Origin of the sequence: Terrimonas alba (assembly GCF_042434975.1) — a bacterium.
GTDB classification, from domain to species: Bacteria; Bacteroidota; Bacteroidia; order Chitinophagales; family Chitinophagaceae; genus Terrimonas_B; species Terrimonas_B alba.
This window is the reverse complement of the sequence record NZ_JBHMQM010000002.1, coordinates 710111-736085: the sequence shown is the minus strand read 5'-3', so window position 1 is coordinate 736085 and position 25975 is coordinate 710111. Positions and strand designations below refer to the sequence as shown.

The 25975-nt window shown below is 41.7% G+C and carries 28 protein-coding genes; 12 read left to right on the top strand and 16 right to left on the bottom strand.

Annotation, left to right across the window (positions count from 1 at the left end):
• Positions 1-80: 80 nt before the first annotated feature.
• The 8 genes from ACFEL9_RS08020 to ACFEL9_RS07985 all read right to left on the bottom strand — a co-directional run bounded on the left by ACFEL9_RS08020 (position 81) and on the right by ACFEL9_RS07985 (position 7009).
• Positions 81-644 (bottom strand): helix-turn-helix domain-containing protein, encoded by a 564-nt coding sequence (locus ACFEL9_RS08020; protein ID WP_385888124.1) that lies wholly within the window; start codon positions 642-644, stop codon positions 81-83.
• The gene (locus ACFEL9_RS08015; protein ID WP_385888121.1) at positions 628-1494 is read right to left on the bottom strand and encodes a hypothetical protein; all 867 of its coding nucleotides are present in this window, start codon (positions 1492-1494) and stop codon (positions 628-630) included. Before ACFEL9_RS08015 ends, ACFEL9_RS08020 begins: the two co-directional genes overlap by 17 nt.
• 13 nt (positions 1495-1507) lie before the next feature.
• Positions 1508-1999, bottom strand: a complete 492-nt coding sequence (locus tag ACFEL9_RS08010; protein ID WP_385888118.1) for a TlpA family protein disulfide reductase — start codon at positions 1997-1999, stop codon at positions 1508-1510.
• A 97-nt stretch (positions 2000-2096) separates the two neighbouring features.
• Positions 2097-2642 carry a heavy-metal-associated domain-containing protein gene (locus ACFEL9_RS08005; protein WP_385888115.1) on the bottom strand — a complete coding sequence of 182 codons (546 nt, stop codon included), beginning with the start codon at positions 2640-2642 and terminating at the stop codon, positions 2097-2099.
• Between the two features lie 193 nt (positions 2643-2835).
• Entirely contained in the window at positions 2836-3372 is a 537-nt protein-coding gene (locus tag ACFEL9_RS08000) for a heavy-metal-associated domain-containing protein (RefSeq protein WP_385888112.1), read from the bottom strand.
• A gap of 160 nt (positions 3373-3532) precedes the next feature.
• Positions 3533-3925 (bottom strand): HYC_CC_PP family protein, encoded by a 393-nt coding sequence (locus ACFEL9_RS07995; RefSeq protein WP_385888109.1) that lies wholly within the window; start codon positions 3923-3925, stop codon positions 3533-3535.
• Between the two features lie 70 nt (positions 3926-3995).
• Positions 3996-5906, bottom strand: coding sequence for a putative porin (locus tag ACFEL9_RS07990; RefSeq protein WP_385888107.1), 1911 nt, complete (start codon positions 5904-5906; stop codon positions 3996-3998).
• A gap of 278 nt (positions 5907-6184) precedes the next feature.
• Entirely contained in the window at positions 6185-7009 is an 825-nt protein-coding gene (locus ACFEL9_RS07985; RefSeq protein ID WP_385888105.1) for a purine-nucleoside phosphorylase, read from the bottom strand.
• A gap of 180 nt (positions 7010-7189) precedes the next feature.
• On the opposite strand from ACFEL9_RS07985, the gene sucC reads away from it, so the two are divergent.
• The 9 genes from sucC to ACFEL9_RS07940 all read left to right on the top strand — a co-directional run bounded on the left by sucC (position 7190) and on the right by ACFEL9_RS07940 (position 17031).
• Complete coding sequence (sucC, locus tag ACFEL9_RS07980; RefSeq protein ID WP_385888102.1) at positions 7190-8401, top strand: ADP-forming succinate--CoA ligase subunit beta; 1212 nt, start codon at positions 7190-7192, stop codon at positions 8399-8401.
• Between the two features lie 156 nt (positions 8402-8557).
• Positions 8558-8935, top strand: a complete 378-nt coding sequence (locus ACFEL9_RS07975) for a hypothetical protein (protein WP_385888099.1) — start codon at positions 8558-8560, stop codon at positions 8933-8935.
• A 10-nt stretch (positions 8936-8945) separates the two neighbouring features.
• Positions 8946-9536, top strand: a complete 591-nt coding sequence (locus tag ACFEL9_RS07970; RefSeq protein WP_385888096.1) for a Crp/Fnr family transcriptional regulator — start codon at positions 8946-8948, stop codon at positions 9534-9536.
• A 54-nt stretch (positions 9537-9590) separates the two neighbouring features.
• Positions 9591-9947, top strand: a complete 357-nt coding sequence (locus ACFEL9_RS07965; RefSeq protein ID WP_385888093.1) for a hypothetical protein — start codon at positions 9591-9593, stop codon at positions 9945-9947.
• A gap of 212 nt (positions 9948-10159) precedes the next feature.
• Complete coding sequence (locus tag ACFEL9_RS07960) at positions 10160-10711, top strand: RNA polymerase sigma factor (protein ID WP_385888091.1); 552 nt, start codon at positions 10160-10162, stop codon at positions 10709-10711.
• Position 10712: 1 nt separating this feature from the next.
• Positions 10713-12101 carry a hypothetical protein gene (locus ACFEL9_RS07955; protein ID WP_385888088.1) on the top strand — a complete coding sequence of 463 codons (1389 nt, stop codon included), beginning with the start codon at positions 10713-10715 and terminating at the stop codon, positions 12099-12101.
• Between the two features lie 201 nt (positions 12102-12302).
• Positions 12303-13169 (top strand): hypothetical protein, encoded by an 867-nt coding sequence (locus ACFEL9_RS07950; RefSeq protein WP_385888086.1) that lies wholly within the window; start codon positions 12303-12305, stop codon positions 13167-13169.
• 113 nt (positions 13170-13282) lie between these two features.
• Positions 13283-14752: a ComEC/Rec2 family competence protein gene (locus tag ACFEL9_RS07945; protein WP_385888084.1), complete on the top strand. Its 1470-nt coding sequence runs from the start codon at positions 13283-13285 to the stop codon at positions 14750-14752.
• Between the two features lie 77 nt (positions 14753-14829).
• On the top strand, positions 14830-17031 hold the full coding sequence (locus tag ACFEL9_RS07940; RefSeq protein WP_385888081.1) for an outer membrane protein assembly factor BamB family protein: 2202 nt from the start codon (positions 14830-14832) through the stop codon (positions 17029-17031).
• A gap of 11 nt (positions 17032-17042) precedes the next feature.
• Here the strand turns inward: ACFEL9_RS07940 and ACFEL9_RS07935 are convergent, their stop codons facing one another.
• Entirely contained in the window at positions 17043-17756 is a 714-nt protein-coding gene (locus tag ACFEL9_RS07935) for a peptidase associated/transthyretin-like domain-containing protein (RefSeq protein WP_385888079.1), read from the bottom strand.
• A gap of 102 nt (positions 17757-17858) precedes the next feature.
• On the opposite strand from ACFEL9_RS07935, the gene ACFEL9_RS07930 reads away from it, so the two are divergent.
• Together ACFEL9_RS07930 and ACFEL9_RS07925 are read left to right on the top strand one after the other, a co-directional pair.
• Positions 17859-18569 (top strand): endonuclease/exonuclease/phosphatase family protein, encoded by a 711-nt coding sequence (locus tag ACFEL9_RS07930; protein WP_385888077.1) that lies wholly within the window; start codon positions 17859-17861, stop codon positions 18567-18569.
• A 67-nt stretch (positions 18570-18636) separates the two neighbouring features.
• Complete coding sequence (locus ACFEL9_RS07925; protein ID WP_385888074.1) at positions 18637-19686, top strand: 2Fe-2S iron-sulfur cluster-binding protein; 1050 nt, start codon at positions 18637-18639, stop codon at positions 19684-19686.
• A 3-nt stretch (positions 19687-19689) separates the two neighbouring features.
• Here the strand turns inward: ACFEL9_RS07925 and ACFEL9_RS07920 are convergent, their stop codons facing one another.
• The gene (locus tag ACFEL9_RS07920) at positions 19690-22080 is read right to left on the bottom strand and encodes a hypothetical protein (protein WP_385888072.1); all 2391 of its coding nucleotides are present in this window, start codon (positions 22078-22080) and stop codon (positions 19690-19692) included.
• A 139-nt stretch (positions 22081-22219) separates the two neighbouring features.
• On the opposite strand from ACFEL9_RS07920, the gene ACFEL9_RS07915 reads away from it, so the two are divergent.
• Entirely contained in the window at positions 22220-22711 is a 492-nt protein-coding gene (locus tag ACFEL9_RS07915) for a GNAT family N-acetyltransferase (protein ID WP_385888069.1), read from the top strand.
• Positions 22712-22861: 150 nt separating this feature from the next.
• On the opposite strand, the gene ACFEL9_RS07910 is transcribed toward ACFEL9_RS07915, so the two are convergent.
• The 6 genes from ACFEL9_RS07910 to ACFEL9_RS07885 all read right to left on the bottom strand — a co-directional run bounded on the left by ACFEL9_RS07910 (position 22862) and on the right by ACFEL9_RS07885 (position 25669).
• On the bottom strand, positions 22862-23404 hold the full coding sequence (locus ACFEL9_RS07910; protein WP_385888066.1) for a hypothetical protein: 543 nt from the start codon (positions 23402-23404) through the stop codon (positions 22862-22864).
• Positions 23405-23460: 56 nt separating this feature from the next.
• Entirely contained in the window at positions 23461-24087 is a 627-nt protein-coding gene (locus ACFEL9_RS07905; RefSeq protein ID WP_385888064.1) for a SprT-like domain-containing protein, read from the bottom strand.
• Positions 24080-24469 (bottom strand): hypothetical protein, encoded by a 390-nt coding sequence (locus ACFEL9_RS07900; protein WP_385888061.1) that lies wholly within the window; start codon positions 24467-24469, stop codon positions 24080-24082. The genes ACFEL9_RS07905 and ACFEL9_RS07900 overlap by 8 nt, the downstream gene beginning before the upstream one ends.
• A gap of 92 nt (positions 24470-24561) precedes the next feature.
• The gene (locus tag ACFEL9_RS07895) at positions 24562-24780 is read right to left on the bottom strand and encodes an AtpZ/AtpI family protein (RefSeq protein ID WP_385888059.1); all 219 of its coding nucleotides are present in this window, start codon (positions 24778-24780) and stop codon (positions 24562-24564) included.
• On the bottom strand, positions 24755-25153 hold the full coding sequence (locus tag ACFEL9_RS07890; protein WP_385888056.1) for a bactofilin family protein: 399 nt from the start codon (positions 25151-25153) through the stop codon (positions 24755-24757). The genes ACFEL9_RS07895 and ACFEL9_RS07890 overlap by 26 nt, the downstream gene beginning before the upstream one ends.
• A gap of 123 nt (positions 25154-25276) precedes the next feature.
• On the bottom strand, positions 25277-25669 hold the full coding sequence (locus tag ACFEL9_RS07885; protein WP_385888053.1) for a hypothetical protein: 393 nt from the start codon (positions 25667-25669) through the stop codon (positions 25277-25279).
• Positions 25670-25975: the final 306 nt, after the last annotated feature.

Below are 25975 nucleotides of genomic sequence, written 5' to 3'. Positions count from 1 at the left end.
TTTGATAGGACGAATTTCACGCAGAGATCGCCTGGCACTGTTACACAATCCTGAGGATATGTTATATAATTTTTAAAGGCTCAAACCTTATCGAGAGGCTTACGGTGGTGCTCTTTTAACTGCCTGAACTGAGACACGGTGAAGCCCGTTACTTTTTTAAACTGGGCAGATAAATGTGCCACACTGCTATAACCAAGTTTAAAGGCCATTTCGCTTAAGGTAAATTCATTGTAAGCCAACCACTCTTTGACTTTTTCTATTTTTTGCAGAATAAAATACTGTTCGACTGTTGTATTCTCAATGGATGAGAAAAGAGTGCTGAGCCAATGATAATCTCTATGCAGCTTCGATGACAAATAATCAGAAAGATTCTTGTTCATTTCATCCAGTTCACCGTAATGTACCAGTTCGATAATGATTCGCTTAATATCATCAATCAGCTTTGCCTTCTGGTCGTCAATCCAGGCAAACCCTTCTGCTTCGAGAGCTACTTTTATCTTTTGGATTTGTTCCTCGCTTAACTCTTCTTTCAACTCTACCACGCCTAACTGAACAGATTCGGGAACTGCACCTGCCTGCTGAAAAATGTTGGTCACCGATTTGATACAGCGATCACAGACCATATTTTTAATGTGTACTTCCATTGATTTTTTTCTTCCGTAATGCATTCAGAAAAGTCCGTTCAAAACTAACAAGCCAGCTATTGTCGGTCATACGCTGCATATCACCCTTCAACTGGAAGCGGTAACCGATGTTCAATTTTGCATTACTGTTAAAGATGAGCTGAATGGCTGGCGCCATATCAACAAAATAAGCTTTCCTATCCAGGGATTGTTGCGCCAGTATCTCAGTGTACAAATTCAGGTTAGTTTGCCGGTAATCGGTATACTGGAAAGGCAATAATAAATAGCCTCCCGACAGAGAGTAATTCATTACCTCGTAAATACGGGATGGAATGTAAACCGCTTTGTCATTTCTCGATTCATCCAGTACCTGCGTATGGCTCACTGTTCCCGATAAGGCAAACTTGTTCCAGAGTTGTGTAGCAATTACACCCAACTGTACCCCGGTCTTATCTCCCTGTAATGTTACTTCATCGTAATGGAAAGGGCTTCTGGTATAACCGGCATCGGCAAATACAGCCATTCGGAAATGGGAATGCAATTCATCCTTTGACAGGAAACGATACTTCGCATACAGGTAAACAGACTCCCATCTGAAATCCCGGGTATGCATATCGGCAAAGGTTCCACCTACATGCAGCATCCAGTTTTTATTGATCCCAAACATTAACTCGGGAATATAACGTTGCATAAAGCGGTTGCCCGTTTCAGGTCTTTTTCCTACATAGTTGGCGGTGATCTTTGCACCTAACGAATGAGCAGGCATATTGGAAGCCGGCTCCGTGTAAACGTACAACTCCTGTGCCCTGACAACTGAAGAAAGAAAAAATAGAAACAGTACAGCGGTTGTCTTTTGCTTTTGTGTTTTCATGATCATGTAAGCATCACTCCTCCAATAACTCCTGGATTCCTTTTTCCAATTCCTTTCCTTCCGGGTCGATGGCTACCACATCTCCTTTTTTATTGATTAAAAAGGTAGTGGGCAACACGGATATATTCCAGTCAGCTGCGGTTTTAGCATTCCAGCTTCCGCGGGGATCATTTACCTGCACCCAACTGATCTTATCTTTTGCAATGGCTTTTTTCCAATCACTTTTATCTTCATCCAGCGACACACTGAATATCTCGAAACCTTTTGCCTTATACTTGCCATATAACTTCACCAGCTTTTTATTGGCAGCACGGCAGGGCATACACCAGCTGGCCCAAAAGTCGAGCAATAAAACTTTTCCTTTTAAAGAAGCCAGCGTAACCGAATCACCTTTAACATCCGGTAATTTTATTTGCAGCCGGGGATCGTTTATGTTCGCTACTTCCTGGGCAATTGAATAAAAAGCCGAAAACAGGAGAACTATGATAGGAATGATTTTTTTCACTATTTAAAAATGTTTAATTTAATTTCTGCATTTGAAAATTAAGCTTCCGGCATTCCTAAATTTAAAAAGCTCTATTTCAACCTTACAATTTTGATACTTAGATCGTGACGTGATATACTCTTGCTTCGGCTGGCACTCCCTCCTTTACACAACAAGCCGCGGCCTTACCCGTTTGCAGGCAACTCATCTTAGTGGCACTGCTGATTTTTTTGAATTGCTTGCCCGTCAGGAAATTCTTGTCCACTATCGTAATTGTTTTTTCACCTGTCAACAACTGGTCACTGACATTCAGGAAATGAAAAACAATTTTGCCGATTGCTATATGTTTATCATTTTCAATTTTCACATCATTGAAATTCCCTGTCATTTTAAGGCTGCCGATGGAAAAACCTGCATCCTCTACGGCTTCCCGCAGCTCATCTATTTTTACTTCCTGTCCTTGCTTAAATACTATATTGAAAGCAGAGTTCTTAATGTCCGATTTCACTGATTCAACAAAAGGCACTTCCATCAATGCCTTGTTGATAGCATTGCTGCACATGGCGCATGTGAGGCCTGTCGCTTGAAGATTCGCCTTTGTGAATTGGGCCTGAGATGAAAACACCTCCAGCGAAATCATCACTAAGATCATTATCTTTTTCATCTGGTTATCTTTTTATTGTCTTACCGAATACAATTGATCAAAGAATTATGACGGCCGTTAACCAACACATCGTCGCTCATTTCACCCCGAAAAATCTGTTGACCTGAAATATTATTTGTATCACCAAAAGAAAAGTATCCCCTACCGAATAGGGTATGGTAAAGAATACTTTTCATTTCGATCAGGCTATACCTTAATGACTATGTGAAGCCTTGCAGCATTCTTTACCGTCATGGCCGGGCTTTGTGCATTTGCCATCTTGGCAACAGTCCATTTGAGCATCTGTTTTTTTGCAGCAATCTTTACCATCGTGGTCCTCTTTACTGCATTTACCATCCTTGCAGCAATCTCCGTCCGACCCAGTCTTCAGGGCGGGCATTTTTGCATCATCGCCGCTTGCGGCTGTACGATCATATTGGCAACAGCCATGCAACTTATTATAAGCTTCATTGGTAGCTTTTACATCTCTTGTGTCATAACCCACTGCGGCAACAGCTGTTTGAATTTTTGCGGCATTGGTGGTAGAGCTATTGTATTTTACTGTAAGCGTTTTTGCATCCACATCCCATTTGGCATCAGCAGCACCAGCTGTTTTTGCAGCTTTTTCAATCTTGGATTTACACATACCACAGTTACCCGATACCGGGATGGTTTCCGTTTTTGACTGTGCGAAAGAAGCCGTTGAAACCATTAATAAAGCGACGAAAGAAAATATTTTAAGTGTTTTCATTTGTATATTTTTTATTTTTTTGAGGTATAATAATAGATAAAATATTGCACTAATTAAAGTACACGACACAAGCCTGCCGGTCAATAGTTTACTGTCATTGGCTTACTAAGCGTAGCCTCTAGTGACTAACCGTCTTAACTGATCAATGACATATTATATCTCAAATTCTGAAAACTCCGTTTTGCAGGTATGTATCCTGCGCGGATAGTAAAGGTGGGGAATGATTCTGATGATGTCTTTGATCACCGGTATTATAGAAAGAAGTGACAATAAATTCAGATGGCTTTTGAACGAGAGCCGTAAAAGATGGAAAATCAAAACTGATTACAGCATTTGTTTTCTGATCGTCATCGATCTTCACGATTTTCACCTCATCCCGGCAGCAACCATGCGATGTTTCGATATGCATGCCGCATTTGGGGCACTCTTTTGTTTCAGCAGCAAAAAGTTCAGTGGAGGCCAGCCGGTTCATACAATAGTGAAAATTGACGATCACGCCTGTACTTAAAGCGAGATAGCTCAATAATACTATGGATACCAGTATCTTTTTCATGAACAATACAAAGATAATCGCAATTATGGATAATTAAAATCCACCCTTTACACTTTGTCTTTTTTGGGGATCAGTTAACAAAACTCCAGTAAACGCCCAGGCGCAACAATAGACCGGGATAATAATAGCCGGGGGCGGCTAAATTATTGTTGGTGAAGCCAAATTCACGATTCACAAATTGAGCTGTATTCAGGTTTTCAGCCCTGAAATAAAGCTTAAATGATTTAATGCGGAAATGTACATAGCCGGCTATATCCGGCATGGTGTTTTCGATACGGGTGCTATCCTGGTAATAAAATTGTCCCAACACCGGCGAATAACCATCCGCCTTATATGACGTATGATAGCGAATCTCTGAGCCAAAAGCGATGTCCAGGTTTTTAAATCCAAGATTTCCTTCATAGCCAATCCTGTTGCGGGTAAAGATCAATGGTGTATTGACCGGTGCATTCCCGATCTTTCGCTGGAAATACACATCCGCATGCCACCACCAGCGTCTTCCCAGGCGTATTGATTTTTGCACGGCGATCTGCAAAAAGTTGAACAAGGTAGGCTCCTGCTGCAACTGGTAATAGTTCGCCAGGTAAGTATAGTTTGTAATAAGGTAGTAATGACCGGTTAATTTCAACCGGAGAGCAGGTTGTAATAATGAAGCAAATAAATGCGTCGTATTCTCTTTTTTAAAATTGGCAGGATCGGCTAAATAAAATTGGCTGCTTTCATTAAAAATAAAAGAAGGCGTCCTGTTTACGTTCTCAAAAGCCAATTGCGCATAGCCCATTCTTTTACCTACAAAACGTTGCAGGCTGGCATAGGCGTAATAATCGCCTGCATTCTCGCCGGTAAAATACAATTTTCCATTCGCCTGCATATCCCACTTTTGGTTGCGGGTCCTGTTTCTATATTCTGCATGGCCGATCAGATTGTAGAAATTTTGATTGCCTGTACTCTTTGTCAACGAGATATTCTGGACCGCTGCACCCACTTTGAAAAACTGGTGCAGGTTCTTTGCATCGGGGAACTGATAAATAGAAAAATCATTGATCATTTCTTTCCACTGGTCCCGCAACTGGAACGTATCAACTGCTGCACTTAATGTCGTATCATAATTATCTTTATAGTAGGCAGAGTCTACTCCATAATTACTGAAATCATATTTACGCTGGCTGTATTGGATGGTATGTTCAAAGCGCAACCTTGGATAAAACAGCGGAACAACTGTTGAGTCGGTTACCAAAGAGTCTTTTTGTCCAAAATCATACTGCTGGCGCAACAAAACACTGAACTCACTATAACGGTTACCGGTGCCAACATCCGTACTGAAAAAATTGGTGGTGTATGAATTATCGCCGCCAATCCTGGTTGGAATATTAAACCGGTCTTTAAAATCAGGATTATCCAGTGAAGATTCATCTATGCCACCATTTTCGCCGGCCTGCAATTTGTTACCCAACAAAATAAGGTAAGCATTATAACGCTTGTTCACCGTTTCGAATCTCGACGTTAGCAGGTAATTATTATGATTAGTCTTTTGATTTTTAAAAGCTCCCGGTGCATTGATCAACCGGTATTGAAAGGCAAAATTGAAATTGGGCTTCACATTTTGCGTATGCATCAATTCAATCACCTGTTCCGACCGGCTGGCCAGCATATAATTGAGTTCTGAATAAGGCCGGGTGGTGTTGAAAAACCTGGCTTTCTCCAATGTCCATTTATAAGTATCAAAAGCATGAAAGCCCGGATCCCAGCCTGGGTGCATCTGCGGTGAAAACAGGATAGATCGGGATGCAGTTCCGTTATTTCCCAAAAAAATATTGGTAGCCGGAATTGGAAAGCGTTTTGAAAAATCCACTATCGAAGAATCGAGTGTATAGTTGCGGGTAGAGTCGAGATAACGAAAACGGATGGTAATGGAATCTTCATTTTTATCCCGCCGTTTCAAGCTATCGGTGCTGGCGCCTCCTGAAAACTTGCCACCCAACTGACCGAGACGGCTGCTACCCTGTCTTATCAGATTGCGTTGAGAAAAAGCATCTACAGCCGAGAGAAGAAGCAGGGTTACTAACAGGTATGTAATTTTCTTTACCAGTTTTTATAGGTTTAAAGTTTACCGGCCCATTCAATAAGATTCTGAAGCCTGTAATGATCCGCATGCAAATTAAGGCGGCAAATGTAGAGTTCTTCTATTAAAATGTTAAAGGGAGCCATTTAAAAATATTGCGTCTTTTCAACTATCACCTGCGGGCCAATTCTCCCGGATCAAATAACTGCTATCAGTTCCTTAAATAGCAAAGCCAGTTTCGGCTCCGCCTCTTTGGCTGCCTGCAACACTTCTTCGTGGGTGATAATATTTTCTTCTTCACGGATACCCAGGTCCGTTACGACACTAATTGCAAACACCTGCATGCCCATATGATTGGCCACGATATTTTCCTGTACCGTACTCATACCTACCACATCGCCACCAATCACTTTGATGAGTTGGTATTCGGCCCGGGTTTCAAACGTCGGACCCGTGACACCTACGTATACCCCTTCCTTAATATCAAAATTATTTTGAATGGCAATGTCCTTTGCTTTCCTGATCAGCGACCTTTTATAAGGTTCGCTCATATCGGGAAAACGTGGACCGAGTTCAGCGATATTTTTTCCAATCAGTGGATTTGGTGTAAAAAAGCTGACATGATCTTTGATGATCATAATGTCGCCAACTTTATAAGATGGATTTACTCCTCCAGCCGCATTGGATAATAATAATGTTTCTACGCCCAGCTTCTTCATCGCCCGAATGGGATAAGTCACCTGTTCGGCTGCATAACCTTCGTAAAAATGAAACCGTCCGGCCATGGCCACAACTGATTTGCCATTGATCTTGCCAAACACCAGTTTGCCTTTATGGCCTTCCACCGTTGATACGGGAAAATGAGGGACATCTGCATAGGCTATTTCTTTTTCTACCTCTATTTCATCCACAAAGTTGCCGAGACCGCTGCCCAATACTATACCTATCGAGGGTTTGTTTGCATATTGGTTTTGTAAGAATTGTACCGTTTCATCTAATTGCCGTAAAATATCCGTAGCCATGTTTTGATAATTAAGCACTGCCAACCATCAGGCAGGCAGCAAACGTAATGAAAATATGCGAGTCAGGGCTTGGAGGCCAGAGGTTCGAATGAAAACGTCAACTACCGGAAATTCCAGGGCTCATACTTCCGACTTCCGACTTCATCTTTCCCTTATCTTCGCAGCAAATTTTTTTAGACCATGAATCTCCACGAATACCAAGCGAAAGAATTACTGAAAAAATACAATGTTACCGTACAGGAAGGATATGCCTGTACCTCCGTACACGAAGCCGAAGAAGCCTATCGGCAGATCAAGACACAATACGGCAGCAGCTTTGCCGTAGTAAAAGCACAAATACATGCGGGTGGCCGTGGTAAGGGCACAGTAAAGGAAACCGGAATCAATGGAGTAAAAGTGGGAAAGAACCTGGAAGATGTAGCCGATATTGCTAAAAAAATACTGGGCGGCACCCTGGTGACTATTCAGACAGGATCTGCCGGCAAAGTGGTAAATAAAGTGCTGGTGGCACAGGACATGTATTATGATGGACCTAGTGACAGGAAAGAATTTTATCTATCCATCCTGCTGGACCGCAGCAATGGTCAAAATGTGATCATGTATAGCACGGAAGGCGGTATGAACATCGAGGATGTGGCACATGATACCCCAGAAAAAATATTTAAGGAATGGGTGCATCCTTCCGGTGGCCTGCAAGGTTTCCAGGCAAGAAAAATTGCCTTCAATCTTGGATTGAGCGGCGAAGCATTTAAGAACTGCGTAAAGTTTGTTACCAACTTATACAACGCTTATGTGGGTTTGGATTGCAGCATGCTCGAAATAAATCCGCTGTTCAAAGCAGCTGATAATAAAATCGTGGCCGTTGACTGCAAAATGAATTTGGATGATAACGCTTTGATGCGTCATGCGGACCTGGCTTCTTTACGGGATACAACAGAAGAAGATCCCACCGAAGTAGAAGCTGGTAAATACAATCTGAACTTTGTAAAACTGGATGGCAATGTAGGTTGCATGGTAAACGGTGCTGGTTTAGCGATGGCTACTATGGATATGATCAAACTGAGCGGTGGTGAGCCTGCTAACTTTTTGGATGTAGGTGGTACCGCTAATGCACAAACCGTAGAAGCCGGTTTCAAGATCATTTTAAAAGATCCTGCCGTAAAAGCAATTCTCATCAACATTTTTGGCGGTATCGTTCGTTGCGACCGGGTGGCACAGGGTGTGATCGATGCTTATAAAAATTTAGGCAATATCAATATCCCGATCATTGTTCGCCTGCAGGGAACCAATGCTGAAGAAGCCAAGAAGCTGATCGATGAAAGCGGGCTGAAAGTTGAATCAGCCATCCTGTTGAGTGAAGCAGCTGATTTGGTGAAGAAAGCGGTGGCGTAAATACGAAGTAAGAAGTATGAGATACGAATCCCGTTCATAAAAGTGGACGGGATTTTTATTGGATAATTGCTCTGTTGAAAATTCAACTAGATTTGAAGCAGCTATCTATGTAAACGCTAAAGGCAGATCGCCATACCTTTATTTTAACTATGCAGAATGGAAAACGTCAACTTTAAACAATTACTTGAATTCATGAAGAGGATTCCGGCAATAAAACATTCAATAGCTACTGGCGTTTATGATAATCAAAATTGGTGGCTTAAATTTTCGATTGATATAGAAGATGAGTTAGCCTGGAATGTAGTTCAGGAATTTGGACATATCATAAACTATCTGTCACTAAATGAACGATTACCGGTAGTGTTTTATCCTGCTTCAGCGCCACCTTATTTAAATGGCGGTCCAAAGGATTTTTTATATTGGATTATTGAATCAAATAGTATTGACTTTACTCCACAAGATTTAAAGGAATGGCTTGAAGGCAGGCTCCCAGATCCAGTTGACGATATTAAAGAATGGACTATGGATGTTTAATTATTTTTGAATGACAGTTGATCTAATTCTAAAAAACGTTTCCAAACATATTACCCTTGAGGGAAAGGAAGCGGCTTTATTTACGTCTCTCCTGATTTATAAAGAAGTTCCCAAAAAGACTTTGCTGCTGACCGAAGGACAGGCCTGCAAATATTTAAGCTATGTACATTCCGGCGCCCTGCGTTCTTATTGCCTCGACAAAGAAGGCAAAGAATCGACGATCATGTTTGCCGTAGCCGATTGGTGGCTGACAGATATGTATTGCTTTTTGAACAATAAGCCCGCTATAATGTATATCGAAGCGATTGACGACAGTTGCATCCTGCAGATCAGCAAAGAAAATTTTGACAAGCTGTTTTACAACATTCCCAAATTTGAACGCTTCTTCCGCATCCTCATGCAAAACGCTTATACAAGAGAACAACTGCGCATTATCGAAAACTTAACGCTAACCGCCGAGGAACGATATGATCGCTTTTTAAATAAGTATCCACAGATTGCACAGCAAGTTACCCAGAAACAAATTGCTTCCTACCTGGGCATAACGCCGGAATTCTTAAGTGCTATCCGCAAGAAGAAAAGTGGCAAATCTATTTCTTAATCTATCTTAATTTTCTCTTACCATTTTCTTGCTTGTTTTGTAAAAAAATCAACCATGCTTATTCTCATTGCAGGACCTTACCGCAGCGGAACAAACGATGATCCCAAACTGATGCAACAAAATCTTGACCGGCTGGAATCGGTATCTCTCCCACTCTTTCGCAAAGGACATGTGCCCATGATCGGCGAATGGGTGGCTTTGCCATTGATTCACCTGGCGGGTTCTGCCAAACCCGGGGATGCTGCCTGGGAAGAAATTCAATATCCTGTTGCTCACCGCCTGCTCGACAAATGTGACGCGGTTCTTCGCCTGGAAGGCGCCTCCAAAGGAGCTGATGAAGATGTAAGAAAGGCAAAAGAGAGGGGGTTGAAGATTTATTACAGCATCGATGATGTTCCTGAGGAAAAATAAATCCGCTCTGCGAAACTTCTAGTTTCGCAGCTTTATTTTATTGCCTTTGGCAATAATCCTCCCCCTTGGACCTGCTCTTTAATGAAACGAGCCTTTTTTTAAAACATCGCATACCATAATTTCTCACCAACTTTGCAACAGGTCAACTCTTTTTAGATATTGACCCAACGTTTTTGCCCGGTTTATACTACTATTTCAATATCGTAACCGGTATGGACCATCCAACCCAACTGATACAGGCTTGTATTGCAGGTGACCGTCATTCGCAAAACCTGTTGTATAAGTTGTATGCGGGCAAAATGCTTGGAGTTTGTCTGCGCTATACAAAAAACAACCAGGAAGCAGAAGAAATATTGCAGGAAGGATTTGTTCAGACATTTAAATCGCTAAAAAGTTTCAGACAGGAAGGCTCCTTTGAAGGATGGATAAGAAAAATAATGGTGCATTGCGCCATACAACATTACCGGAGCAAACCCAAAATGCACCTGGTACTAAATATTGAACCTGTCAATACCGAAGACTCCGCAGCAGAATCCGTCATCAGCCAGTTATCAAAAAAAGAATTATTAAGCATGGTGCAGTCATTGCCGCCGGCCTGCCGGATTGTTTTTAACCTTCATGTATTTGAAGGAATGAAGCACCGCGAAATCGCGGAGCTGCTAAACATTTCGGAAGGCACATCCAAATCCAACTTATATGATGCAAAAATTATTTTACAAAGAGCGGTAACTAACAGTTTAAAAATTGCGAAACAAAATGTTTAACATGGAAAAAAATCTACATCATATTGAAGAGTTGTTCAAGTCAGCATTGGATGATCATGAAGGAGTTCCATCTCCAAACCTGTGGAGCACGATGGAGAACCGGCTTGACAAGGATAATATCGCCGACATAAAAAGAAAATACACCAGTTTAAAAAGAGTTGCCCTTTTGATCCTTCTCCTCTTAATCAGTATTGGCATTTATGAACTAAACCGGCATAGTGGCAACGATATAGCAAAAAGAAAACAGTCCAATTATGAGAATGAAAATTTACCTGGCAACACTAAAAAAACTTTATCGTCATCAAAAGATCACTCTTCAAAACAACCAACTACTCCAAGTATAATTCCTGGAAATTCTCAATCATCTACCTTAAGCGATCCTATACTATCCATAGATAAACCAATAAGCAACAAAGAAAATATTTCACAAAAACCGGTTACAGTAAAATCCAACTGGCCAGGCGATAATTCGACAACAGCAATAAACCCAGTTGATCCAAATAAGTTAACTAAACTACACGGTTCACAGGCCGACAGTAAGGTAACTCTATCCGGCTATTTTATCCAGCAACTACCATTGATCCATTCTTCCGTTCAGCATTCTTTTACATTACCCATTGACCCTGTAAAACAATTGCCGCAACCGATAAAAATAAACAGACCTAAGCCATCCCGGTTTTCCGTTACCGCCTTTCTTTCACCTGATCTTGCATCGTACCGCCTGGAAAATGATGATCACGGCAATCAACCTGATGATGTCCAAAAAATTGAAACCACCGAAAATCATGAATCTTCATCCACAGCCGGGATATTGATTGCATACAGGCTAAACAACAGGTGGAGCATCCAATCAGGAGTTAGCTTTTCCAATATTAATATTTTATTAAAACCTAAAACCATTTATGCACAGCCCGACAATAGTGGCGTGATAAAATACCGGGTAAACATTTCGTCGGGTTACGGGTATATACTTCCCTCATTTCAAAACACACCGGTTATTGGTGATAGTTTGACCGCAACGGCTGCTGCGCATAAATTACGATATACAGCTATTCCAGTAGCCATCAGTTACCAGTTGTCAAAAGGTAAGTTCAGCTTTGATGTCATGAGCGGCGTTTCGGTTAATTTCTTAACAGCAGGTGTGCTGGAAACAGAAGTTAAAGACGGCGCCAATAATGAAATAGATATTTTAACGGATATACAGGGATTAAAACCAACTTATTTCACCTGGCTGGCAGGAGTCGGCACAGAATATAAATTGACCAATAAATTATCTCTGACCCTTGCACCAACAGCAAGGTTTGCCCTCACATCTATTAATAAAGGTTCTGTCGTCCGGTCATATCCCAACTCAATAGGCCTGGTGGGTGGTTTGAAAATACGTTTCTGATTTTTTATCCTGCTACGGATAAACACAGCAATTGAAAGGTACAATAGCATTTTATTGCGCAGGTAAGACAAAGTTGTGTCCACCTGTTTCAATAACTGTTTTAGTAGAAAATCATTCAGGTGAATAATATTTATCAAAGAATCTTTTCCCTTTCCCAACCTGATACCTCACTTCCTGCCACTATTCATATAAACAGTTTTTATGAAACGCGAATCTCTTTTACTGCTTTTGCTGATCAGCATTTTTTTGAATGCCCACACACAGGACACGAATAATTCAATTGGTATTCCCTCCTATCTTAGGGACAGGGGAACCGGCATGCGCACATCTATTTTTGGCACCTATATAAGAAAAAATGAGTTGGTAGTCTACCCTTTTTTCGAATACTACAGCGACAAAAACTTTGAATACAAGCCGGAAGAATTAGGTTATACTGTTGCTACAGATTACCGCGGCCGTTTCAGGGCACATGAAGCTTTGATTTTTCTTGGCTACGGATTTACCGACTGGCTGGTAATGGAGGTAGAAGCAGCCGTTATTTCATCAGCCACATTACACAAGTCGCCATCCGATCATTCTGCTATGCCTTTCCGGTTAAAAGAAGAAGGGTTTGGTGATGTGCAGATACAATTTGATTTCCGCTGGTTGAAGGAAACAGCTAACCGGCCCGAAATAAACAGCTATTTCGAAATAAATTTTCCATTTCAACGCCATCGCAAAATCATCGGCACGCAGGACTGGGAATTTAAGTTGGGCGCCGGCCTTATCCGCGGTTATTCCTTTGGCACCATTGCTGTCAGGATTGCAGCGGAATACCCGGTAGAAGAGAAAAAAATAAAACCCGGCGAATACGCTATTGAATACCTGAAACGCATTTCACCGGTTGTAAGAATTTACGGCGGTGTTGAAGGCAATGAAGATGAAGTGGAATTGATAACAGAAGTACAACTACATGTAAACAAAAAAATGTACTTCAAAATAAATAATGCTTTCGGGCTTAGTTCCAAGGCTCCGGATTGGGCACCCGAGATAGGCGTCGCTTTTTCTTTTTACAAAGGCAATGATTAATGGTAACAATCCTTCTTGACAGATAGAGATAATTAAACAGCTTCAATTTTCTTTTGGCCTTCTTCAAAATTTAAAGGAACTTAATGATGCCTTAATCATTAAACCTTTTAACCATGGCCACTACTACACGCTATGTGTCGCAGGACACTATTCCTCTTTTTACTAACAAAACAACCAACACAAAAAGCATCTCCCTCCTGTGGGGTGATTCTGTTCAGTTGCAGGAGCCACAGCCTGCAACCGGCAGGGTAAAAGTAAAGGCCCGCGGCATCAACGGTTATGTAAACGTGGACCATATCGGTGATAAAGCCTTGCTGGAATATTATTTTATTGATGTGGGCCAGGGAGATGGTGTATTGATCGTGACACCTGACCGTAAGCATATTTTAATCGATGGCGGCTACATCCGAAAAAAACAAATCACCAAACGAAATGCCGCCGATTTTGTTGACTGGAAATTTGACCGTGACTATGGCAAAACAAAGATTACCCTCGATGTCATGATGAGTTCACATAATGACGAAGATCACTATGGTGGGTTATGGGATATCATCAATCCGAATGAAGTGAATGAATTAAAGTTGACAAAGGTGGAAGTAAAAAACTTTTACTATGCCGGCATCAACTGGTTTGAAAAAAATGGCAAACGAGGCCTTGGGCAAAACAAAGATGGATTCTGGACACCGCTGTTGGATAACAAAACAGCATTGAAAAAATATCTCCCCGGTGGCAGTGCTGCTGGCAGTACAGGTTATAGCCTGCAGGGTCAATGGAAAGATTTTATCAGTTTGATCGTGAATACAGCCGGTACCTGCGAACGATTGAGTAATAAACGAAACAGCAACGGTTATGTTCCCGGCTTTGAACCAAAGCCGAATAAACCCAGCATCAAAGTGCTGGCGCCGATCGAAGAGACACTGGATGGTAAACCGGCTTTAAAAAAATTCACTAATGGCGATGATATCAATACCAACGGCCATAGTTTGCTATTGAGAGTGGATTATGGAAAAACAAGGGTATTGCTCACAGGCGATCTCAATTCACAAAGTCAAAAACATATCCTGAATTTTTACCAGCAAAATTTAAGCGAACTGTCCTGTGACCTGGCAAAAGCCTGCCATCATGGTAGTGATGATTGCTCGTTTGAATTTTTATCTGCGCTATCTGCGTCAGCAACCGTTATTTCTTCCGGCGACAATGAAGGACACAATCACCCCCGGCCAAAGATTGTAGCCGCCAGTGCATTAACAGGTCATAAACTCATTAAAGATGACCGGGTGGTTACGCCACTCATTTATTCCACTGAAATTGCGAGGAGCTACAAAATAACGCAACCGGAAAAACTAATCCTTGACGAAAATGGTGTGCACAAAACGTATAATTCTTCAAACAAAAAAGCTAACCTGCAATTTACCTCCGGCGGCCAGGTTCGGACAAGGAACTTCTGGCAAAGCATGTTTGTAAGTGGTATTGTGTATGGACTTGTCAATGTCCGTACCGATGGCGAAAAAATATTATGCGCCACGATGAGCGAAACAAAAAGAGAATGGGAGATCGAAACATTCATGTCAAGGTTTAATTGATTCGTGGGAATTAAAAACCTGCCGGTAAACTTTTCTGTTTGCTATAGAATGTTCCTAACTTCCCTGAAATCGCCGGTATGAAAATAAATATGATTGCGGGTGTCTTGTTTCTCCTTTTTCTCATTGGTTGTAAAATAAAATCCACTGACTACTCCGGCTGGCGAACATATGCCGGTAACAAAGAAGGTAATCGCTATTCCTCCAATGACCAGGTCAATACGGGCAACGTAAGTTCGTTGGCGATTGCGTGGACATTTTCTTCGGGTGACAAAGACACAGGCAACCATTCCCAAAATCAGTGTAACCCTATCATGGTTGATGCTGTGTTATATGGCACTTCACCGAAACTAACTTTATTTGCCCTGGATGCCGCTACCGGACAATTGAAATGGCAATTCTTTCCATCATCACTTGATACGTCGGCGAATAAGGATCCCTTTGCTTATTTTAAAGTCAGTCGTGGTGTCATGTATTGGCAAAATGAAACCGCTACGGATAAACGCATTCTTTATTCTGCCGGTTCAAAAACTTTTGCCATCAACGCCGTTGATGGAAAACCAATTACCAGTTTTGGTAAAGGTGGTTTTATTGATCTCACTGAACACCTTGACCGGGAACCCGGCACTTACAATCCATTTATAGCTGGCACAACACCCGGTGTTATTTTTAAAAATACCTTGATCATGGGTGGACGTGTGGCAGAATCAGCTGATGCTGCACCCGGCGACATAAGAGCCTTCGATGTAATGACGGGAAAATTAACCTGGACCTTTCATACCATTCCCCGGCCCGGTGAAAAAGGCTACGAGACATGGCCCGATAAAGATGCCTGGAAAAAATTAGGCGGCGCTAATAATTGGGCCGGTATGTCATTGGATGAAAAAAGAGGCATTGTCTATATTCCCACCGGTTCTGTAGGTGGGGATTTTTATGGTGGCATCCGCAAAGGACAAAATCTTTTTGGCAATTCACTCATCGCACTCGACGCCGAGACTGGAAAATATATCTGGCATTACCAGGTTATCCATCATGATCTCTGGGATCGTGACCTGCCGGCCAACCCAAATTTAATCACCATAAAAAAAGATGGCAAATCAATTGATGCCGTGGCGCAGATCACCAAGCATGGCTATATTTTTATGTTTGACCGTGAGACGGGTGAGCCCATCTTCCCAATAGAAGAAAGGCCAGTACCTGTTTCTGCATTACCGGGTGAAGATCCCTGGCCAACACAACCTATCCCTACACTTCCGGAACCATTTTCAAGACAAACATTTACTGCCGCCGATGTGTCTGATCGTACACCCGAAGTGCATGCTGCTATGATGAAAATATTCAATACAGTAAAAGACGGGAGAATGTTTGTTCCACCCAACAAAGAAGGAGTTTGGATCTTTCCCGGTTTTGATGGTGGTGGTGAATGGGGCGGCGCGGCCGTGGATGATGAGTCGGGGATACTCTATGTCAATTCAAGCGAATTGCCCTGGCTGTTAAAGATGATTGATATGCCCCGTAAAAACACCGGATCAAATTCATTGAAAACAATTGGACGATCTGTATATGGTAAATATTGCATCAGTTGTCATGGACCGGAATTAAAAGGCAACGGCACTTCGTTTCCTTCTTTAGTAAATCTTGAAAAAAAATACACGGACAAAACCTTATCCAATATCATTGAGAACGGCAGAAATATGATGCCAGCATTCAAGCAGGTGACTACGGATGAAAAAGAAGCATTAGCGGCTTTCCTGTTGAACAAACCAGACAAGAAACCAACAAGTAGCGGCTCACAAGCCAAAGAGCCGGCATCAAAAAAACAATCGCTTACCAAAACCATTTTGGATGAAGTGCCTTATACGATGACAGGTTACAATCGTTTTTTGGATGCAGATGGCTATCCCGGCATTAAACCACCCTGGGGTACATTGAATGCTGTCGATTTAAATACCGGTAAGTTACTATGGAAAGTGCCGCTGGGTGAATATGAAGAATTAACAAAAAAAGGAATGCCTGTTACCGGAACAGAAAACTATGGCGGCCCTTTGGTAACAAAGGGTGGATTGATTTTTATCGCCAGTACCAAAGATGAAAAGATCAGGGCTTTTGATAAAAAAACAGGCAAGCAGCTATGGGAACATCAATTACCTGCCGCTGGCTATGCCACTCCTGCTACTTATTTACTAAATGGCAAACAGTATATCGTGATTGCTTGTGGCGGCGGTAAGATCGGCAGCAAGTCAGGAGATCAGTATGTAGCTTTTGCGTTACCCGGCAATTAATCACCTGATCGCTATCGTGAACTTTTCGGATCTCTAAACTCCTTCAATTTATCGTTAATGTAAATCAACATGCCCTGCCTGTCTGTCTTCCGGCAAAACTTATACGATGGACGATAGCGATACATAAATACTGATAACGAGTCGCCATCTAAACCCGTTACTTTTTTTACCCATGGCATAGCAAAGGAATGATCAATATAATTTTCCTTTTCCTCCTTTTCAAGACGTTTACGCAAACCTCTTTTTTGTTTTGATTCTTTGGAGAAAAAACTAACCGGGCTGAGAGTAACTCCTACCCCATTTGCCGGCCGGTTACGACCCGTAATACCAGCCTGCTTTGCATAAATATGGCTATAATAATTTCGCCTTACCAATGAGTCTGCCTGGTAGCTCCCCGTAACTCTTACTTCTTTTAATGACACAACCTGCCGGTGCAGATTCAAATCAAATGGTGTCAGCAATAAACTAAAACTTACTTCGATGGTATCCGTTCTAAAACCGCTTGCCGAAAAAATAAGGATATCGCCTTCTGAAGCGGCGATGCCATAACTTCCATCCGCTGCTGATCTTACAGAATTTTTCGTATGCGTATTAAAAATATTAACTGCTGAAAGAACGGAATCAGTAAAAGCTTCGTACACTTTTCCTTTTAGAGTTTGTTGAGCACTCACCAGTTGACAAAGACTCATCATCACCAAAAGAAAAAGAAAGCGGTATAAATACATCTTTAAAAGTAAAAGTGATTTCAGTACAGCTCATCCTGTGCCAGGCAAACTTTTGTTAAACTATTTTCCGGAACTTTTTTATTTACAATTAAATTTATGCACATGAAGCTGATCACCTGGAACTGCAATATGGCTTTTCGCAAAAAGGCAGGACTGCTATTGAGCCTGAATCCGGACATTGTGATCGTACCGGAATGTGAACACCCGGACAAATTAAAATTTAGCGCTGGCATCCGGCAACCATCCGACATGTTGTGGTTTGGTAATAACCAAAACAAAGGCCTCGGCATTTTTTCTTACAGTGATTTTCGCTTCAGAGTGCATAAAAAACACAATCCCGATCTCAGGATGATCATTCCTGTTACTGTTACGGGTGGCACTACAAAATTTCTACTTTATGCTATCTGGGCTAATAACCCTACCGATCCGGATGGCCAGTATATAGAGCAAATATGGAAAGCCATTCATCATTACAAAAAATATATTACCAATAAACAAACCATCCTTATTGGCGACTTTAACAGTAACACGATCTGGGATAGAAAGAGAAGAGCAGGGAATCATTCCACTGTAGTAAGGCACCTGGAAGAAAAAGGCATTTATAGCTGCTATCACCTGCATCATCAGCAGGTGCAGGGCAAAGAACAACATCCTACCTACTACCTGTACCGGCACCAGGATAAACCTTATCATCTTGATTATTGTTTTTTATCTGCTGACTTGAGTGAAAAAATAAAATCGGTTGAAATTGGCGACTATGACTATTGGTCCCCGTACAGCGATCACATGCCGGTGATTATAACGCTTGACTAATGCAATAAATATTTTCAAACTGGTTGATTCTTTATTTCTCTTATTTTGCATCATCCGTCAACTTAGTATGAGCAAGCGACAAAAAGTAAGAATAAAAGAAATCATCCGGGAAACAAATGATGCCAAAACTTTTGTACTGGAAACTGTTGACGGGAAAAATATACCTTATAAACCGGGACAATTCCTGACTTTTATTTTTGAAACACCATTTGGCGAACAAAGAAGAAACTATTCTATCTCTTCTTCTCCTGCCTTAGGAGAGTCATTGCAAATCACGATCAAAAAAGTAGTCAATGGCCTTTTCTCCAGGAAATTGGTTGATACCACTAAACCGGGCGAAACATTAACTACGATAGGCGCCAGTGGCTTTTTCACCTTGCCCCATGATGTTCACGTATACGAACAATTATTTTTATTGGCAGCGGGAAGCGGCATCACTCCCATATACAGCCTGTTGAAAACCGTTCTGCACCTGTATCCGAAAATAAGCGTTGTACTTATCTATAGCAACCGTTCAAAAGAGGATACTATATTTTATGACAAAATCCAGCAACTAAAAAAACAGTACCCGTCCCGCCTTGAAATTGTTTGGCTATTCAGTAACGCAACCAACTATAAGCAGGCAAGACTCAGCAATTGGTTATTGGGTGAACTTTTAAAAAAACATGTAACAGCACCAACCAAAAAATGCCTGTTTTATTTATGTGGCCCTTTTGCTTACATGCGGATGATCACAATCACTTTATTATCTGCCGGAATAAAAGCCGCCAATATCCGAAAAGAAGAATTTGTCATCCCCATACAACACATACCAACGCTACCGCCGGATATCTCACCGCGGAAAGTAAAACTAACACTGGATAAAAAAGAGTATGAATTCCGAAGTGAATACCCGCAAACTATTTTACAATCAGCAAAGCAGGCGGGCATTGAGTTGCCCTATAGTTGCGAAACAGGACGATGCGGCGCCTGTGCTGCAATATGTATGGAAGGTAAAGTATGGATGAAATACAATGAAGTACTGACCGATGAGGATATAAAAAATAACCGGGCACTTACCTGCACCGGTTATCCTGTATTTGGCAATGTTGAACTTGATTTTGACAATCTCTACTAAAATCTAGGTAAGGTTCTCAAGGTTGATATCAACCCGCAAAGCCTTCAATCCACTAACGCCCTGCAATTCTTCCAGCTCCAGCATTTCCAACCCGGGGTTTAGTATCTTTTTACTTTGTAAAAATTGGATATACTCCTGGTACTCCTGCGCTTCTTTCTGATTGGAATAAACCATAGCTATTTTGCCGGGCTGTGTCAATCTTTCACTCGTCTCTTTTATATGCACTTTATCCAATCTTTTTTTCATGATCTCGTAGCGAATATTGTATGACCCTTCTACATCAAATCTTCTTTCGTCCCTGCGGAAGCTGATAGAGATTGGCTGACTATGGATCAGCAGCAGTTGCGTTGTCTGCAGACGAACAGGGAGTGAGGGGATCATTTCGTTCGCTATCCTTGCGATATTAGCCATCGATTTCAATTGCCACAAACGGATATTCTTCAAATAAAGCTGGTCGAATGGATTATTCGGCGATATGGATTGGCCAATGTAAATATTATACTCAACACCATCGGTTCGGTATTTTTCAAAGTAGTGCGGGTAAGACTGCTGCAGGGTTTCTTCTTCTTTCTGCAAATAATTCAGCACCGCCTCATTTATGGCTGCCAATGTTTTTTCATACTCGTTACGGTGCTTATACAAGTATCCATCGCTATCGTTCACAATAGCAAAATACTCACCAATCACTTCATTGGTTTTGCTGTTGCTTTTGTTGAGATGGAGCAACACGGGGTTTACTTCATTGGCAAAAAAATCGTTGATCCTGATTTCATCTTCCGCCTGCATGCTTTTGTCAATAGCTCCTTTATAATTGAAGATTTTAAACTTCAATCCTTCCAGCAATGGCAGGTGCATAATAGCATCCAGTTTATCAAACGTAGTGTCGATCAGCTCCAGGTGAGCCTTCACATCTTTCTGAATAGCTATACTTCTTTCCAGTGATGAATTGCGTATATCGATTGCCCCGTATAACGGATACACATTTTCAAAAATCACATTGCTCGCGGTGCTGCTGCCATTACCATTCGGGCTTTTCATATAGTTCCAGGCTACTTCCGCAAACTTCCATTCTACCGATGGTTGCAAAGCGGTGAACTTTTCCTTGATCAACTTTTCAATTCTTTCCGTAAAAGAGTCCCTGTTTTTTAACAGGGCCAGCGAAATAAGTGGCATCGCCGGTTCCAGCTTCGTCATAATATCAAGCGTAAGCTGGTTGGACACCGGGGATGCCAATTCAAGTAAGCCCAGCAAGCCATCATTATTTTGAACAGGATAAATCAGGTAACTCCTCATTCCCCTTTTTAAAAGATCCCTGAAGAATGGCGCAACATTCATTAGATTTTCATCCACCACAGGAATGGGCATCGGTTCCGGTCGTTCAGAAAGAAAGGCAACGCTGCTCTTAAAATCATTTATATCCTCCTCGTTTGACGCCTTCCAGTTTTTGCCCATCAGGCCATGACGTGTACAAGTATCATCCAGCACAAATTCATTGTTCAGCTTAACAAAAGGGGCTATTCCTACCTCCACTTCATTTAGGCCGGTCAACGCATGAATACATTCTTTCAGCTCATGAATGATACCGGGGCTGCAAGTTTCTTCTCTCAGCAATAATTTTTTGATAGCGTCGAGTGATTCCTGCACTGTCACATCTTCGGCGACCCAAACACCAAAACCTTCTGCTTTAAACAGTTCAAGCGGCATTTTTTTCATCTGGTGTTCCAGGTCAAGTATTCTGAAAGTATTTAAACAAACAGCACAATCTTTTATTGGCGGCAAATCTCCCTTGGCATGCAGGTCAATAAACCGGTTGTCATACCGCAATTTGTAATATCGCTTCAAACCGGTTGCAGGATCAGCAATTGGATAGACGAGATCCGTATTGGCATTCAGTTTTATCCCATAAAATTTTTGCAGAGCATGCTCGTAAATAAGCGAACATTTTATTTGCCGGATCTGTTCCGACAAACTGTCCTGGGGCAACAGAAAGTGCTCCTCTTTATCCACAAATAATTTCTTGAAAGGAGCCGACTCATTAAAGATGGAAAACTGGTAAGGAACACCCAGAGTAAAAATATTTTTTTCCGGATCGGTAACAACGGGGAAAAGCGCTGTTCCCAACAGTTCGAGGAGATTACTGTGCTCATCCAAAAGCCTGTTGTCATCGATCGGCATCAGCAGGGCTGGCTCTGTCTCAAATCTTTCAATCAGGTAATGATAAAATCTCGATCGGGTATCATCAATGCCCGTTAAATGGTCTTTCAGGTAATTGACAAAGGGAAGAAAAGAGATACTGCTGTCAAACGCAAAATTTCCTTCTGCACTGCCAGGTAAAGCGGTTAGCACTTTTACCTTCTCTGAAGAACCGATGGCAGGAGCTATATCTTGTAGCATAGCCTTGATGTTTTGGTTAAAAAAATCAGACCGGGAGCTTTATAAAGTTAGTCATTCTGACACGGAAATTTATCTTAAAAAATGCCGGCTTTTATTTTGCCGGCAATGAGTTATCCGGCACCGTTTGTATTTTTGAAGGATGAGCAAAATAGTTATCCGCACTATAGAGCCTGGAGACAACCCACATCTTGCAAAAATTGTAAAAGATACCCTCGCTGAATTCGGCGCCAACCACCCCGGCACGGTGTATTACGACGAGTCCACCAATGCACTTTATGAATTGTTTGATCATAAAGGTGCGGCTTATTTTGTTGCGCTGCTCGATGGGAAAATTGTTGGCGGCGGTGGCATCTATCCTACTGATGGTCTTGCCGCTGACACCTGCGAGCTGGTAAAGATGTACCTGCTGCCTGAAGCACGGGGCATGGGCCTGGGACGTGAATTGATTGAGAAAAGCCTCGCTTTTGCCAAAGAGTATGGCTATCAAAAAGTTTATCTTGAATCGATGCCTGAACTCAAACAGGCGCTGAAAGTGTACGAAAAATTTGGTTTTGAATATTTAAAAGGGCCGATGGGCAATAGCGGTCATACCGGTTGCAGTCGGTGGATGCTGAAAAGTTTAAAGAGTTGAATAAGTTCAAAAGGTTTAAGAGTTTCACGCAGCGAACGCAAAGTGAAAAGCGACGCAAAGATGAATCATAGTTTTCAAACCGTTGTGTCCTTTGCTTTCTTAGCGGCCGTTGCGAGAAATACTTTTGAGGCAGCCTCATTTATAGAAGACTTATTTCCCCCTGACCTTGTCCATTTGGCGTTTAAGAATATAAACCTGGAAGCCCACCGTCATAGCAAAACCGCCGCTGCCATCCTCGTTTTCATACTTTGTGTGATCATACCCCATCAGGGCATCAATAGATACCTGGTCGCTGATAAAAATAGCGGCACCACCACCAAGGAAGTAATTAATACCAGTGCTGGTTGAAGATCCGAGCCCTATAATTTTTGTCTTTGAAGTTAGAAAATCGAAACTGCCATGAAGAATAGGTCTCACGTTGGCATTTGTAAAGTAGTAACGTACAAAGGGGCCAATGCCGAAATCAGTAACTTTCGTGTCTTCTGCTTTAACATAGGAAAACCGAAGATTTCCGCCAAGTGCCAAATTATTAATGAGAAATATGCCCGCATTCGGCGTCAATGCTATGATAGTGTTATTACCAGATGTATTGAGTTGAAAACCGCCCCCAACCATCCAGTCACCTTTTTCTGTTTGTGCATTGGCAATAGTAACGCCTAAAATAAATGTAAGAGCTGTTAAGATCTTTTTCATAATCAATGGTTTTTGATTAAACAAAGCTAATCAAACCACGATGCCTAAAAAAAATCTTACCCGGCATTCAACCACTCTACTTCATAAACGGGACTGAATAAATATACTTTACCCGTCTTAACTTCAATACACCGAAATCGCTTCCGGAGCCTTTCCTGCTTTTTAAAGATCCTCCCGTCGCTGGTACGGAAATATGCATCCATGGATATTTCTTCCACCAGCCGATGATGGGTTTGCTTCGAATCATACTTTCTTAACACTCTCAATAAGCCATCCTCAGCACAGGTGCTGGCAGCAGGGTTATTGAGTGATAAAATTAACTCTGCCTCAATATCCTGCGGAAAAATTTTATGTTGAAGAAATTGTGCCAGCATTCTAGCATAAATGGTTTTCCATTCACGACCATGTGCCAAAACCTTATTGCCGAATTGTTCAAAGGTTAGCAGGTGAGCTAATTCATGCAGCAAGGTGATAAGAAAAGAATAAGGATTCAGGTTTCCATTCACACTGATCCGGTGGTTAGTATGATGAGTGCGGTGCCGGTAGTCCCCAAGGATGCTTTTGCGTTCGCGGGCAATTGTCAAATGAACTTTATGTTGCCGCAAATAGTCAAGCACAGCCTCGTAGGTGCCTGGTGGTAAATAATCCTGTAACTGGCCGATCGGGACTTCTTTTTTAGGCATTCTTTTTTTGCTTCAATATCCGCAAAAGAGTGTTTACTTCAATAGTCGAGTAAACAATATACAAACCCATCATACAAAAAAGCGCTGGCTTATTCAGGTTTTGTTCAGCCAGCAAAATGTAGATGAATGCTGCCAGCGCTATGGCGAAAAATTTTACTATAAAACCGGTATACAAGGCGCGGACAAAGACATGTGTATTGTCAGACTTCAGGCTGCGACAGGTGAGCCAAAAAGTCAATATGGAAACAGCAAACAAAACAAGGTTGCCAATAATCAATACCTCCTGGTCAATTCCTTTTTTTTCCAACCACGACCTGCCCACAATAAAAAACCCATTCAATAAAATAAAAACAAGGATCATTGGCCGGAGAAGCTTCAACATGGTTTGGTTCATCTTTTAATCATTAATATAAACTGATTAGTAAGTAGCGGGCAGCAATAACGATATCACGTTCACTTTTCACTTATTACTTTTCACTTCTTACGTCCTGTCTGCCTGGCGACCTGGTAAAGAATAGCCCCAAGGACGAGCAAAGGTAATACACAGGTCAGCAATGGCGAACTATGCAACCACTGATCGGCTTTGAGGCCGGCAAATATAGCAATGCCAATAGACACCAGCATCTGGGCGCCTAAACCGGCATAACGTAATAAATCTCTTGTACTATTATTGGAGAACGGCTTCCTCTTCATCAACTTTACCTGATTCCACCATTTTGATACCGGCGGAACCCATGTGGCATTGGCCGTTGAATTTAGCTGAAGGCTCTACCTGCAATTTCTCTGCGTAAAGATTGCCTGTCACTACAGAATCACCTCTTAATTGCAACAGGTCTTTTGCTTTGATATTGCCGGTTACTTTGCCGATAATGTCAGCCTGGTTTCCGGTGATATCACCTTCTACCACTCCATTAGCGCCGATCACCACTTTGGCCGTGCTTTGAATGTTACCGATGACCGTTCCATCGATACGGAGATCGCTATTGCTACTGATATCTCCTTTTAAAGTTGTTCCGGCACCGATGAGGGTGGTGCCATTGCCATTAGTTGGTTTTTCAAGTGCCATGTTAGTTTTGTTTTTTGAGTTAAACATAGATATTTGATTTAATACTCAGTCAGCCCGAGTCTATATTGGATATTCTTTAAAGCTATACTTTTTCAACTGCATTTCATATCCCTCTCTTACTCACTAATCTTCCGACAACTCATCTTTCGGTACCTTTAAGACCGTTGTATCAAGGGCGGCCGCATCTCCGTTCAATACTCTCTTGATATTATCAATGTACCTGGTCTGGTGATCCATTTGTTTTTCCAGTGAATCTACCCGGTATTTCATTTGCCGGTATTCCCTTCCCACTCTTAGGTCATCATAGCCAGGGATATAGTATTTTAACGGCGTAAAAACAATGAGTGCTACTGTCAGGCCAACCAATACAACAAAAATTGTGCTCAAAACTATGTAAACGCTAAGCCGGGATAATTTAAAAGTCACTACTTCTTCATACGTATCATCATTCATTACTACCAACCGATAACGATTTCGCAACCGTTTTAGCGTGTCACCTGCATCCAGTTTTGCCATGAATTTATTTTATGGCGGCTAAGGTATGAAATGAGGTATAAAATCCTTCGGGCATCTTTTCTTAACCACGAGGCAAAACTTCTGATCAAATAATGCCAGGCTATCAGTAAAAAGTAGCCAGGCTTTAACCGGAGTCTTTTACTCTTTGGTATGAATCAGCAGGCTAAAAAAAATTTTCCTCTATTTTCGTTTTCCCGGTTCTTATTTTTTGAAGCTTCAACAGGTTGGGTTTACCTTTACAAGTTGTACAAAAAAAGATAGCCCGTTTTATACTAAAATGTTTGAATTTCAGTTAATAAGAGTCTA